The organism is [Limnothrix rosea] IAM M-220 (genome assembly GCF_001904615.1).
Classification (GTDB): domain Bacteria; phylum Cyanobacteriota; class Cyanobacteriia; order Cyanobacteriales; family MRBY01; genus MRBY01.
Window position 1 is genome coordinate 47,901 of record NZ_MRBY01000013.1, and the last position, 12,659, is coordinate 60,559.

Annotated in this window: 14 protein-coding genes and 1 pseudogene; 4 read left to right on the forward strand and 11 right to left on the reverse strand. The window is 47.2% G+C overall.

What is annotated here, in order from left to right:
- Positions 1–194: 194 nt before the first annotated feature.
- From NIES208_RS07585 to NIES208_RS07630, 11 genes and pseudogenes are all read right to left on the reverse strand, one after another.
- Positions 195–1,292, reverse strand: coding sequence for a phage late control D family protein (locus NIES208_RS07585; RefSeq protein ID WP_075891361.1), 1,098 nt, complete (start codon positions 1,290–1,292; stop codon positions 195–197).
- A gap of 2 nt (positions 1,293–1,294) precedes the next feature.
- Entirely contained in the window at positions 1,295–2,059 is a 765-nt protein-coding gene (locus tag NIES208_RS07590) for a CIS tube protein (protein ID WP_075891363.1), read from the reverse strand.
- Positions 2,050–3,678, reverse strand: a complete 1,629-nt coding sequence (locus NIES208_RS07595; protein ID WP_075891365.1) for a hypothetical protein — start codon at positions 3,676–3,678, stop codon at positions 2,050–2,052. The genes NIES208_RS07590 and NIES208_RS07595 overlap by 10 nt, the downstream gene beginning before the upstream one ends.
- Before the next feature lie 9 nt (positions 3,679–3,687).
- A complete protein-coding gene (locus NIES208_RS07600; protein ID WP_075891367.1) occupies positions 3,688–4,242 on the reverse strand; it encodes a phage tail protein in 555 nt (184 codons plus the stop codon).
- A 127-nt stretch (positions 4,243–4,369) separates the two neighbouring features.
- Positions 4,370–4,501 (reverse strand): annotated as a pseudogene (locus NIES208_RS19770) (DUF6760 family protein); the annotation flags it as partial.
- Positions 4,502–4,527: 26 nt separating this feature from the next.
- Complete coding sequence (locus NIES208_RS07605) at positions 4,528–4,890, reverse strand: hypothetical protein (protein ID WP_075891431.1); 363 nt, start codon at positions 4,888–4,890, stop codon at positions 4,528–4,530.
- A 176-nt stretch (positions 4,891–5,066) separates the two neighbouring features.
- On the reverse strand, positions 5,067–5,513 hold the full coding sequence (locus NIES208_RS07610) for a phage tail protein (RefSeq protein WP_075891369.1): 447 nt from the start codon (positions 5,511–5,513) through the stop codon (positions 5,067–5,069).
- Between the two features lie 78 nt (positions 5,514–5,591).
- Positions 5,592–6,686: a phage tail sheath family protein gene (locus tag NIES208_RS07615; protein WP_075891371.1), complete on the reverse strand. Its 1,095-nt coding sequence runs from the start codon at positions 6,684–6,686 to the stop codon at positions 5,592–5,594.
- 260 nt (positions 6,687–6,946) lie between these two features.
- Positions 6,947–8,350, reverse strand: coding sequence for a phage tail sheath family protein (locus tag NIES208_RS07620; RefSeq protein ID WP_075891373.1), 1,404 nt, complete (start codon positions 8,348–8,350; stop codon positions 6,947–6,949).
- Positions 8,351–8,471: 121 nt separating this feature from the next.
- Complete coding sequence (locus NIES208_RS07625) at positions 8,472–9,092, reverse strand: MSCRAMM family protein (protein ID WP_075891375.1); 621 nt, start codon at positions 9,090–9,092, stop codon at positions 8,472–8,474.
- Entirely contained in the window at positions 9,093–9,680 is a 588-nt protein-coding gene (locus NIES208_RS07630; RefSeq protein WP_075891377.1) for a Pvc16 family protein, read from the reverse strand. It abuts the gene before it with no gap.
- A 433-nt stretch (positions 9,681–10,113) separates the two neighbouring features.
- Here NIES208_RS07630 and NIES208_RS19650 point away from each other — a divergent pair, with 433 nt between their 5' ends.
- The 4 genes from NIES208_RS19650 (at position 10,114) to NIES208_RS07645 (ending at position 12,402) form a co-directional block, all read left to right on the forward strand.
- Complete coding sequence (locus NIES208_RS19650) at positions 10,114–10,239, forward strand: hypothetical protein (protein WP_282956352.1); 126 nt, start codon at positions 10,114–10,116, stop codon at positions 10,237–10,239.
- Positions 10,240–10,635: 396 nt separating this feature from the next.
- Complete coding sequence (locus NIES208_RS07635; protein WP_225875272.1) at positions 10,636–10,935, forward strand: ATP-binding protein; 300 nt, start codon at positions 10,636–10,638, stop codon at positions 10,933–10,935.
- Positions 10,936–10,959: 24 nt separating this feature from the next.
- Complete coding sequence (locus tag NIES208_RS07640; protein WP_075891381.1) at positions 10,960–11,544, forward strand: hypothetical protein; 585 nt, start codon at positions 10,960–10,962, stop codon at positions 11,542–11,544.
- Between the two features lie 276 nt (positions 11,545–11,820).
- Positions 11,821–12,402, forward strand: a complete 582-nt coding sequence (locus tag NIES208_RS07645; protein ID WP_075891383.1) for a hypothetical protein — start codon at positions 11,821–11,823, stop codon at positions 12,400–12,402.
- The last annotated feature ends 257 nt before the right edge of the window (positions 12,403–12,659 follow it).

Here is a 12,659-nt window from a genome sequence, read left to right on the forward strand (position 1 = left end):
GTGAACAGGTATCAGTGAACAGGTATCAGTGAACAGGTATCAGTGANACAGGTATCAGTTATCAATGACCAGTTATCAATGACCAGTTATCAATGACCAGATATCAAAATGTAGGGTGGGTAGAGCGATTTGCAATTTAGCGGGATTTTTAAAAAAATATGTTTGAGCGGAACCCGCCATCGATAAGGTTTTGCTCATGTGGAATTTCGCCTCGCTGTAAATTTTGTTTCATAGCCGTTTTCCTCTGAGTAAGTGTGTTCAACGGCAGTTAGGTAATAAACACCGCTAAATGTACTGCCTGCATCGGTAATCGTGATGGCGCTACCAGCCCGTAGAATGGCTAAGCCTCCGCAGGTTACTTCGGCAGTGATAAAGGCGATCGCCATATCCCGTTGTTGTCCGGTAGCAAGGAGATCGGCTTCTGCTTTTGTTGTAATTGACTCTGTGACGACTGTGTGGCTCGCTTTTGAGGTGGATGAGCCAAAGGCTTTTTTCGTTTGGACTGTACCGAGTTGTTTACCGCCCATTTTGCCGCCAAGCTTACTAGGTGCTGTGCTTGCCATGCCGACGATCGCCTCTTTATCTTTTACTGACCAACCCCGCACTTCAACCCTTGGCAACTGAGTCATGGTGGTGAGACGGGGCAGAAATTCCAATAAGTCTTTTTGAGCACTAAAACTCATTACCTCTTTCTCTGTGGTGCTGTGGGGACGAAAATGTAAGGTTTTGCCCTCCACCATCAGTTCATAGCCGATGCGCTTGGCACGGGCCGACAAAAATTCGTAGTCTGTCTGGTTATGTTGCAGCACCGATTCCAGTACGAGTTTTGGCTGAGTTTCGACAACCTTGGGGGTTAAACCATGGATTTCTGCAATCTTTTTGGCGATCGCCGCATCGGACATTTTGGCAAAGGATTTTGTTTTTTTTCCTCGCAATAACAAATGGCGACGGTCGTGACCCCGCACCACTAATTTCGGATTTTCGCCATGTCTAAACTCCGGCTCTAGCCCTGTAATCTGACCGATAAACACCGTTTTGAGATCTTGATTAAAGCCCATCTGGATTTCCACTTCACTCCCAAGGGCAAGCAAAGAATCATCCAGCCATGCCAACTCTTGCTTGAGATCATCCCAAGCCTCAATGGCAATCTCGAACATGCCCACTGCATCCAGATCTTCCGACACCGTAATCGACAAAATATCCGACACCAAATCTTTAGCTGCGGCTTTGTTCTCTATCAGCAATTTAAAGTTTGGGAGCAGGGCTGCTTGGGCAGTTGTTTTTTTCGGCATAATTAACCCCCTCCCCCAACGGTGCTAGAGGCGGCAAGGGGCGGAATGGTTAGCACAGTTCCGGGCTTAAGTTTACGGGGATTGAGTAGCTTATTTTCATCGGCAATAATCCGCCATAAATGGGGGTCTCCATATTCCTCTTCGGAGATGCTGCTCAGGGTTTCACCGCGTTTGACAATGCGAACTGGATCGTCAACGGGATTGAGTTTTTTATCGGCTAGATCGGCATCTGTCCATGCCTGAAATTCACAATTGAGTTTTGCTCGGACAGGTGTACCATCTGCCCAGAAGTGGGTTAACTCTTTTTTTACGGACTTAACAAAGCAGCTATCAAAAACAAGACCTTTATCGTCACTAAAGTTGCCCCAATAAATTTTGCAGAGGGGAGGACGTTTCGGATCGCCACTTTTGGGGATAGAGGGCACTGTTAGCTCAACAATTTTTTTGGTGTATTTCTGCACATTCTCCGGCGGAATTTCGCCCACAGAAATATCGATGGGTGAACCAAATAAAGAAACAGGGCGCGGGAAGGAGTTGCGTAATAGTTTGGGAGAATGGGTGTAAAGAGTCGTATCGTAAAACAGTTCTAGGCTGAGGGTATCGGGGGAAGAGCTACCCTGTACGAGGTTGCCTTTACGGTTTACATCCCAACCGCCATAGTCAAAGCTGAGGCTCTGGGGATTAAAAAAGACATAGATGGCATTGGTGCTTAGGAAGTTGCCTTTTATATCGGTTTCGGGGATGATCCTCAGTTTTGCTAACGCCATCTGCCTTGCCCCCTTCTTTCGCGTTCAATGACCATTTTGCGACGGAGTTTGCGTTCAACTTGGTTGGCGATCGCCTGAATATCAATAGGTGGGTTCGGTTGCTGTGTAGATGGTAGTGGTGGAGCGTGAAAACTCTCGACGATAGGGGTGGCGATCGCCTGAATATTTGGCTGGGCTGTCGGTGCTTGTGGTGGTTTGGGAATAGAGGATTGTTGGATGCTTTGAGCAGGGTTCCCTGTTACTGCATGGTTTAGGGGCAAAGCCGATTGATCGCTATTGCTCTGTTGCGTCAGTGACAAGGGCTGCACTGGTGTGGAGGTCTTAACGGGGATATCCGGTAATGGAGGTGACGGCACGAGGGGTTGTACCAGCGGTATGGTTTGCCGGTTGTGGTGTGGAGAACGCACTTGGACTGTCGGTAAATCCGATTGCTGTTGACGACGTTGTAAGAGTTGCTCTAGGCGGGTTTTAACAATGGGAAGTGGTTCTGTTTTGGCTTGTGGAGTATCGGTATTTGCTGGCGGGGTTACGGGTTGTGCCATGACTAGGGGAAGCTCGGTGGGTTGATTTGGTGCTGCTAAATTTTCTGTCTGGTTAATCTCAGGGCTTTCAAGAACAATTTTTGTCTCGTTTGCATTCTTCACAGCATCCGAATGGGGCGATCGCCGCTGTTCTGATGAATCTGTATTTTGAGACAGCGTTAAGGCTTGGGTAATATTTTGATCGCGAGAAGTCGACGGTTGATGGAAAACGGTGATACTTTGGCTTTCATCGGCTGTTTCGTTTATTTCGTGCAAACTAACGGCTACTGAATTTGAACTGTCCGGCGATCGCCCTTGTACTTCTGGGATAGTATTTTGAATTAGCGTTAAATCTGGCGTTGTTGCATTAGGTGGAGAAACGTCAACTTGATTGGTGACAATGGCAGTTTGTGGAACACTATCATTGGTGACAGAAGGCGATCGCCGCATGTCCGGAGTAACATTTTCTACCTGAACCAATTGTTCTGTCTGTGTCTTCTCTGCAACCTCACTCGGATCCTTTAGACTCACTGTGGGCAATGGCAACTCAGACGGTGTTAGAGCTTGAGGCGATCTAGTTTCAGAGGTAACAACGGGTGCGCTCATCTCCTCTTGAAACGGTGATAATTCTTGCGGGAGAGCCGCATAATGCTCAGATAATGGGCGATCGCCTACTGATTTAACCGAAGACTCAATACTGGCAGAACTGCCACTGGGATCAATGCGCCGCTGAATCACCAAATCTCCCACAGTATTGCCAGAAGAGACAGGCGATCGCCCAGACTGATTCACCACAGGAACAGACAGATCATTCGGTTGTTCCCCATGCCCACGATTCACAACTTGTTGAGCCTGAACGGCCGCACTACTCTCGGTTTTGTCAGATAGATCTCGCCGTTGTTGTACCAAGACAATCGGCACAGTATGCCCGTGGACTGCTTGAAACTTACCCCACCGCTGGAACTGCTGCTCCACTAGCGAAAAACGTGTCAAAAACCGATCCGTGCGGTTAATCAACACTTGCCCCATATTTTGCCGATTTAAAGGCTGTTGGAGACGTTCGACAAACCGCTGACTTAGACCCTGCTGCCAATTCATAATTTCTCCCTACAACCCAAGACTTAATGACGGGAATTTCGTTAAACCTTGATGGGTTAACGTAATTTTTTCCACTGCCACTTCATCAGACCCTGCATTTAAACCCGGCCCCTCCCAACCAATGGGATATGCCATCTTAAACATCCAGTACATCGGCGGAATCGGCAATCGCTTCGCAGGAATCGGCAATCGCTTCGCATTAAGCATCAAAATCGTGCCATTCATCGGCATCACAATGCCTCGACTCGTTGCCTCAAACCACCACCAAAAAAAATCTACATTCACTAAACCCCGCGACAAGGTAATATCACTCGCGCTGGTGCGGGTCGGAAACTTATGCGTAAAGCCATTGACACCTCCCTCCGCATACTCTTCCGTTTCAATACTGCTACTGAGTCCCCCCACTTCACTAAAACCACCAATCACAACTCCTCCCACCTCCACCAAAAAATTATGAACAAGGTACGGATCATGACCGAGCTGGCTGGCTGCCGACCCACTCAACAGAGCCGCCTTTAAAGCTGCTTTTAACGCCACACTCGATCCGATACCAATGCCGCCCATTCGGTTTTCATCTCCAAAAAATTAACGATTAAATGAATGTCTTAAATATCTGAATACTTATCAATGTGGACATTACCCACCCGACAATTTGATGTCTGATGTCTGATGTCTGATGTCTAATATCTGGCTACTGTTCACCGTTAATCCGTTGATTAATACTGGCGATTTGCGCTACCCAGTCCTGCCGCTCTCGGTGCTCCAGACCCATAATTCGGTCGTAGTCCCAATGGAAGTGATAAGCCAAATAGGCGATCTCTTCCTTTAGGCGATCTAGGGGGTAGCGTGTTACTCCCCCACTGGCACTGTCTCCACTTCAAATTCCCCTTGGCAATGGGGACAGGCAACTCGTAAGCGGCTATGGCCATTTTGGTTAATGCGCTGATAGAGATCTTGCAAATAGAGCAAATCCCCAGAAAATAACCCCTCAATTATTTGAGTATTAATTTGATCCAGAGTACCGAGACGTGTAATGACCCGTGAAAGCAGAATAATCACGAGATAACCGGGATTTCGCTGTACTCGTGGGTCGCGCATGGGCATAATTTCATCGTAGGCAGTCGCTAAACGCATCACACCTTCTCGATGGCGATCGCCCTCTGAATCTAGATAGCCTTGGGGTAAAACGAAGGCAAACTCTGTCTGCTGCATATCCCTATTAAAGTTCAAATTTAAAAAATGAAAATTAGCGATTTTCCTCTTTTTTAGCGGATTTTGGAGCCTGTAGCGTTTGATGCACATACTCCGTCACAGACAGCTCATTTCTATGGAGATTCAACACGTCTCATGAATTTTTGTGTGGGTTTATCTCAGAATTGATCTCTCACTTAAGCCTTCTTAAACTCAATGCCTTCATAAACAAGCTCTAAAGATTCGATCGCAAATTCATCGGCGGTCGCATTCATATCAGGTCCCGTCCAAGTCGTTGGCCAACAGTCAGAAAGATTCCAGCGCATAATTTCATCCCCAAGGTCATCGGTCAGCACAATAGAAAGGTTACGGCGAGGAATATTGCCTTTAAAGACATCGTTATGCCACTCCCACATTTCACTGTTGTTTGTCATACCCCGTTTGAGGGTGATATTCCCCTTCGAATTTAAACCGGGAATTTGACGCATCCCTAGACTGGCATCAGTTCCTTCACGATAAGTTCCAGCGGCACGGGTCAGGGATAAGCCGCTACATTCTTGAAAGCCGGCGTGGACAATGTTGTCCCATTCGACCCAAAAGTTATAGCTAGCGAAGGGATCATGGACATTACTTAGGGTTGGCATTGGTCAATCTCCTGTAAAAACAAAGTATGTAAGCTCAAAAAATTGCAAAGAATTGAAGGTAAAGGTCACGAAAAAAAATTAATTTACAGTCACCCCATTTTCGCCGTGGACAAGGGTTAGGTGAATAAATTCGTTAGGGATGGTGGGTGCAAGCCCAATTTCGGCAATGACTTGCCCTTGGTCGATGGTGGCACTGGTATTGGTAACGGCATCACAGCGGACAAAGTAGGCTTCGTCGGTGGTTACCCCTTGGAGTGCTCCTTGGTTCCAAAGGGTTTCGCAGTAGTAGGACAGTTCCCGTTGAATACGCAGCCAGAGGGCAATATTGTTTTCTTCAAAGGTAATATCTGCCAGCTCGCGATCGCACCACCGTTTAAATTGGATAAATAGTCGCTGCACACTGATGTAAAGCCAGTTTGAATCGGTGCTAATGGTGCGTCCTCCCCAAATCCGCATTCCTCGTCCGGCAAAGGCTCGGATACAGTTAATGGCTGGGCGATCGCCTGTGTTCAGCATTCCCTGTTGGGCTGGGGTAAAGAGCTGAGAGAGATCCAAGACACCTGCGAGGGCAATATTCGCGGGAGTGCCATGCACACCGACGTGACGATCATTTTGGGTGAAAACCCCAGCAACATGACCACAGGGTGGGACGAGGCGATCGCCAAATTCTGTTTTGAGCCAAGGGGCATAAACGGCAGCGCGACGACCTTTTAAGTAATGCCGTTGAGCATCGATATCCGATAAGGCATCTAAAATCGCGAGGCGATCGCCCATCCTGTCGCAATGGTCTATCACCATTTGCTGAAGTTGAACCGCTTGGGGATGCAACGCCACATCAGGTACACAGAGCAAATCAAAGTTTTCGATCAATTCTGTTTGCTCTAGACCCTCTCGCAATGCTTGAAAGCCTTTGTCCCGCAGCGGCACGACGTAGCAAATTTCACCGCCGTTTTCAAAAAAACCCCGAATTACATCCCCAAGAAAGCTATCGGCATTCGTTTGGAAGAGCTGCTCAAATTGTGTCCAGAGCGTTAAGCGTTTTGCCTCCCATGAGCCATCTCTCGCGGTAGCAATACCGAGAAAAGCGGGAATGCCCGAAAGCAATGCTTCCGTCGGGGTGGGCGCAGAAAAATCAAGCGTAACGCCCGGAATCTTGAAATCAAAACCTTGCATAGACAGGTATCAGGTATCAGTGAACAGTTATCAGTGAACAGGTATCAGGGAACAGGTATCAGTGGACAGGTATCAGTGAACAGTTATCAGGGAACAGGTATCAGGGAACAATGGATCATTCTTGATAGGAACGACAAAGGTTGGTGGTAGTTAACTTTTCAGCAGAAGCCAGTGAAACAGGTCGTTAGTAAACCAATCATCAAATTTATAATTACTGATAACTGATAACTGATAACTGATAACTGTCCACTGATAACTGATTAACTGCCAGACCATTGGCTAATGCGGAAGATGACAAATTCAGCAGGCTTCACCACCGCCAAACCGATTTCCGTTACCACTTGCCCCGCATCACGGACTTCGGGGGGGTTGGTTTCTGAATCACATTTCACGTAAAAAGCCTGATCCGGTGTGCTGCCAAACAAACGACCATTACTCCATTCCATCGTGAGAAAGGCGGTTACATTGCGGGAAATTTTTGCCCAAAGTTCTGAGGTATTGGGCTCGAAAACAGTCCACTGTGTACCCTCATCAATGGATTCTTTAATGTAGTTAAAATGCCGCCGAATGTTGATGTATTTAAATTCGCCGTTGGCATTGCCCCCAAGGGTGCGCGCCCCCCAGATGCGGATGTTGCCGTTGAGCTGGCGAATGCAGTTGATACCGTCGGGGTTTAAGCCGTCTTGTCTGGCTTTACTGATGGCATATTTCAAGCCGAGTGCGCCTAAAATACTTTCATTGGCTGGGGCTTTGTGGACACCGCGCTGGCTATCTACCCTGGCATAAACACCGGCGATCGCCCCACTGGGTGGCACAAAAATATTGCTATCGGAACTAGGGTCATAGACCTGAATCCAAGGGAAATATAAGGCGGCGTAATCTGAATTAAAAGGTTTGAGATCCGCAACGAGAGAAGTACTGCTGAGATTTTGATCTTCTTGACTATCTAATATGGCAAAGCGATCGCCCATCTTCGAGCAGTGGTCGGCAATATCATCGCGGAGGTCGAGACTACCGGGCGCGAGGACTAGGGTAATTTCGTCGATCGCCTCAAAATCTTCTAGGACACCTGCAATCTTACTTTGACCAGAAATCCAAACAATATAGCAACGCGTGCCGCCATTTCTGAAAAAGCCATATACCGAATGGGCAAGGGTATTTTGGCCGGCAGTCTCGCCCGTGGGAGCCATAAAGTCCCCAAAATATTTTTTAAATTCGGTGAAATTAGTGCATAGTTTGATTTCCCCTTCCGTGGCATAGGTTGAGGTGCTGGCAGCGCTGACTTCAGTGTCGTAATAGCCAGTGATCGCTGCGCCGGAAGCTACTGCTGTCTCGAATTTGACGGTGACAGTTTGATCAGTGTCATTGTTCGTGACGCTTTCAACGGCAACTGCTTCGCCATCGACAAAAAAACCATAATTACCGCCAGACACAGGATATAAAGCCGCAAAAACATAATTCTTTTTTGTGCCGCCATCCCCCGTACCGATCGCCACAGGAGCCGCGCTAGTGCCAATGGTTTGGGTGGTAGTGCCACTGCTTTGGTAGGCCACGGGATTAATTGTGCCAATAAAGGCGGCGATACTGGTTCCGACTCCGGCGATCGGGGCAGAACCGGAGGGCACTTCCTCAACGTAAACACCCGGTGAAAGATAACTCGGCATGGATATCACTCCTTAAGAACATCAAAATTTAAAATCTCTTCTTGTCCCCCTTTCAAAGGGGTGGCGAAGCCGGGGGGATCATGGATCACTTCCATCACCCTCCATAACCCCAAAGTCTGTCTCAATCCAAAACAAAATCGATGGTTGTCATCACCCCCCGTTGCAGCATTACTGATCGCCGTTGCGATGGATGATCAGTACGAGAAATTTGAAAAACGCTAGGTTGGGTCGAAGCGCTTAACCCCACAAATCGAAACTTGCCGTCTACATCGCTCAGGGTCTCTGCATTATCCTCAACTGCTCGAATCTTAGCGTAGGCGATCGCCTGCCCATTCCCTAAAATTTGACCCTTAAGGCCTGTCGGTAAAATCTCGAAATTACCAGTCGCTGTTGCGAAATTTATCCCCGTCTGTTGCTGTTGCTGTTTTACCTGAAACGCCCTAGTCACCGCTTGATAGCGATCGCCGCCATCGGGAACTGAAGCCTGTAAAACATAATCTCCTAGGGGCAAATCCGTAAAGAAAAAACTGCCGTCGCCACGGGTAAATTGACGATCAATCCTTTCCGGTAAAGTGTCCCATTTTTTCCCCACCTGCATCGCCTTCAGCTGAAGAATACGTTGTAATTTCGAGGGCATTTCAATCATCTCTACCCTAGCCCCAGCCAGAGATTCGCCCGTTTCTGCCAGTAAAACTTTCCCGGCGATCGCCACCTGCACATTTTTGAAAGAGAGTTTTAACATTTAGTGTTTCTCCCCTAGGACCATACCGACTAATGGCGCTTCCGACGCTTCCAACTCCAGATCAACGGCGATCGTCACAGTACAGTGCAACACCACCTTCGGCCTTGTGCCATCACGGCCACCCATCGCCTGCCAAAATTCCCCAAAACTATTGAGATTACTCGGACGCAAACTCACCATACGGATTTGAACCGGCTGATCCTTCAAACTATCCTGCCAATAGACCTCCGGGATACGCCGAAATCGCAACAATATCCGCGTTAATTCACCGAGCAACTGGTGCTCCGTTTGAATATCCTCATCATTTTGAGGCCATGCCGTCACCAAATAGGAACAATCAACCCTCGCAGGGGGACGCTGTTTTACCGCCCGGCCATTATCCTGCCGCTCCCAACCGCCAACCACATTACGCAACTCCAAATTTTCCTGTACGTCATACAAAAAAAAGTTGAGGGCTGGCTTCTGGGAAATGGCCCCATGAAAAGGCGTTTCAAAACTAATATGAACTGCCGTTGAAGACGAAGGAACATCCGCCGGAAATTCCCGCTGAATTAGAGTTTCTAAAGTGGCATCTAAATCTTCAAGCATTGCGTCCTATGAATAATGCTGGCAGCTAACATGGCAGAGTTGAGTCGAACCAAACAATATTTAACCCATGGTGATTTCACACTTTTTTATGTAGAAAAAAAATAAAAAAATAAAAACCCATATGCCGCTAGTCTACTGCATCTATTCCAGTGGCAACGATGAACTTAAGTTTCATTTCTTCACAGAAATCTTCGCTTTATCACAGTATCGAATCTTCACTTAACAAAAGGATGAATTGGGCAACATTTAGAGCTTTTTTGGTAAAGATATTTTGCAAAGAAGACGGCGATCGCCCAGCACTCTCCCCATAAAATCTACGTAAAAAACATGGTTAAACACGTTAAAAACAGAAGTAATGAAAGACTTATATCAAAATTGTCTGGGTGTGCAGAGATCTTGTACTCCATTATGGAGACGCACAATCTTGCAGCCCATGAATAATCATGCCCACTCGGTAAATAGCCAAGATAATGGCGATTTGATTTTTTATGATGAAGCCCCTGAGGATGAAGGATTTGCTAAGTTGTCTTTCTGGGGTGAGCAGAGCCTGGGTATCTAGCGGGTCGACAATATTACCTCCTCGGTTTACGGTCGTGCTGCCGACGAATATGCTGATTGTGTAGGGAATGATGTTCTTCCGGCAGAACGGGCGGCTCTGGGTGGAGAAGAATATACCCAAGCTGTTGAGGGTTAGGAGATGCTTCTCGCAGATTTCATAAAATAGCTACTCGGGTACAGGTTTGAGCATAAAATTAACGGCGATCGCCCTAATTTCTGCTTTTTCTGATTAATACAAGAGGGTGATGACTATTTTTTCTAGTACGAAGTATTCTGTTAAGTCATTTTTTTCGATACTCTGATGGAGGTAAGCATTAAAATAAAGTTGCAATGTTGCCTTTTTGCTTTATTTGAATAATAATTTCTTGGATAATTTTCCCCAAGGGGAACATTTCGTTTGGAACTGCTTCTAGAAGCAGTGGTAATGAATATTTTTGAAAATACCTATCTAGAGGATGCAGGATATTTGATTTGCATTCAGTGTACTGCCGCAGACAGGGGTTTGACGATGCGCATTGAAGATGATGATGTACCCTTTGACCCGACGATGGTTCCGGAGCCTGAAGCGCCCACCTTCTGCAATGATGCACAAATCGGTGCTATTGGTCTCCATTTGATGCAGTCCTATGCAGACCGACTGGCATATCAGCGGTGCGATGGCAAAAATATTTTGATTTTTGATTTTATATCTAGCTGATAGTGATGCGGAGGTGGCTTTCTGATGCCATGGATTCAATATGTTTCTCATGCTCTAAAAATGACAGCCGTGGCGATCGCCCCACTGCTATTAACGCCATGGGTTGTAACGGCAAATCCCCTAGAAAATATGGCAGGCGAAACCTATCAAGGCTTTGCCTCTAGTGCTTTTGAGCCCATTCAGGTGGGACTACCCAAGGGCATGGAACAGCAAGGGGGCTGGCTAATCGATTCCATCAAAGAAGAGGCTCCTCTGGTTCTGGCGATTTATCGTTATGGCGAAATGTACATTGTCAGTTTGGAGCAAATTTTAGAACAGCAACGCCATAGCCACGACGGCATCGTAATCAATGAGCAAACCCGAAAAATCCTCGACTCTGTGACCTTTGCGGAGGAAGGCCGTTGGTTATCGGAATGCCAGATTAATGGGGAAAAAGATACGGATGTTATTGGGATCAGCGCCCCCTACGATGGGGATTTTGATTTTGATGTGGAGTGGTTTACTGAGTTTCAAGGGCTTTGGCGCGTAGACCGTGATACGCAGCGGCTAGAGCCACTGTCTCCTGAGAATATTCGCTGTTACAACATTGGCTTTGGTTATGATGGTTAGGTCAGGATGGGTCGCAAAGTTAGTTGTATCTAGATTTGCATCGGCTTATTGGGGCACGGCTGATAAATTTATCCTGATTAACTCGATATTGTCTCTTTATTTCTGCCATGGGGGCCTGTCTCTACTGCGCTTGCACCTGCGGCTAAGGCCAATCCGGAAAAATGATGGAACGCGGTGTTGTATTGAATACAGAGGGTTTGGTCGCAGAACCGATGTTTTATTGATATCTGCCTCAATCCTGTCGGACAAAAAAATCAAAGCTAGAAGGATATTGTTATGTTTTCTCATCAATTTCTCTCCAAGTCTTATCGTGCGGTAGCGTTGGCGATCGCCCCGTTACTATTGAGTCCTTTGGCCGCTCTGGCTAATCCCCTAGAAATTGTCGAAGGATGGGTTTATACTTCCACTTCTTCTCCGGTCTTTGGTGTGGATCAACATGGTTTACCGGAGGGCGTGGTTGATCGAGGTGGATTTGTGCTGGGGGATGCCACGGTAGAGGAGCCCTATCTCATCTCCCTCTATGATTACAACGGCGAAATGGTGGTTAGTTTCGAGCAGCTATTATTGCAGCGCCAACTTGACCGCGATGGTATGGTCGTCAATGAGCAACTCCGCGAACTCTTGGACTCTGCTGTGGTTTCACAGCCTAAAGAGGCTCTCATCGAATGTCAGATTAATGGGGAGATGGATCCAGAAATTGTGGCGATCGCCAGTGCGACAGGAGATGTGGATATTGATCAAGAATGGATCACTGACTTCCAAGGTGTGTGGCGTGCCAATCGTACAACGAAAGAGTTAGAGCCTATTGCCTCGGAAAATGTCCGGTGCTACAATATGGGTTTTGGCTACGATGGCTAGAAAGTTCTGCTGTGAATATGCCTTAATTTTGGCATTTTAAACAGATTTATTGCCCTCGCGCTCCGGGGGCTTTTTTGTGGTGATTTTGGTGGCGATCGCCCTGCATAAAGCTATCTTTTGAGTAGGCGACGATGTTCGGCGTTGGACGGATAGGGAAGAAGATCCCCGGAATTTAATGTGATTTGCAGGACTCCCGGAAACCGATGGGCAACGATATTTTTATATTACGGTAGAGGCTCTTCCCGATACTGAGCCGG

Excerpts from the sequence above, each read along its gene's own strand:
- NIES208_RS07585 (WP_075891361.1), bottom strand. The coding sequence starts at position 1,292 with ATGCCGAAAAAAACAACTGCCCAAGCAGCCCTGCTCCCAAACTTTAAA.
- NIES208_RS07590 (WP_075891363.1), bottom strand. The coding sequence starts at position 2,059 with ATGGCGTTAGCAAAACTGAGGATCATCCCCGAAACCGATATAAAAGGC.
- NIES208_RS07595 (WP_075891365.1), bottom strand. The coding sequence starts at position 3,678 with ATGAATTGGCAGCAGGGTCTAAGTCAGCGGTTTGTCGAACGTCTCCAA.
- NIES208_RS07600 (WP_075891367.1), bottom strand. The coding sequence starts at position 4,242 with ATGGGCGGCATTGGTATCGGATCGAGTGTGGCGTTAAAAGCAGCTTTA.
- NIES208_RS07605 (WP_075891431.1), bottom strand. The coding sequence starts at position 4,890 with ATGCAGCAGACAGAGTTTGCCTTCGTTTTACCCCAAGGCTATCTAGAT.
- NIES208_RS07610 (WP_075891369.1), bottom strand. The coding sequence starts at position 5,513 with ATGCCAACCCTAAGTAATGTCCATGATCCCTTCGCTAGCTATAACTTT.
- NIES208_RS07615 (WP_075891371.1), bottom strand. The coding sequence starts at position 6,686 with ATGCAAGGTTTTGATTTCAAGATTCCGGGCGTTACGCTTGATTTTTCT.
- NIES208_RS07620 (WP_075891373.1), bottom strand. The coding sequence starts at position 8,350 with ATGCCGAGTTATCTTTCACCGGGTGTTTACGTTGAGGAAGTGCCCTCC.
- NIES208_RS07625 (WP_075891375.1), bottom strand. The coding sequence starts at position 9,092 with ATGTTAAAACTCTCTTTCAAAAATGTGCAGGTGGCGATCGCCGGGAAA.
- NIES208_RS07630 (WP_075891377.1), bottom strand. The coding sequence starts at position 9,680 with ATGCTTGAAGATTTAGATGCCACTTTAGAAACTCTAATTCAGCGGGAA.
- NIES208_RS19650 (WP_282956352.1), top strand. The coding sequence starts at position 10,114 with ATGAATAATCATGCCCACTCGGTAAATAGCCAAGATAATGGCGATTTG.
- NIES208_RS07640 (WP_075891381.1), top strand. The coding sequence starts at position 10,960 with ATGCCATGGATTCAATATGTTTCTCATGCTCTAAAAATGACAGCCGTG.
- NIES208_RS07645 (WP_075891383.1), top strand. The coding sequence starts at position 11,821 with ATGTTTTCTCATCAATTTCTCTCCAAGTCTTATCGTGCGGTAGCGTTG.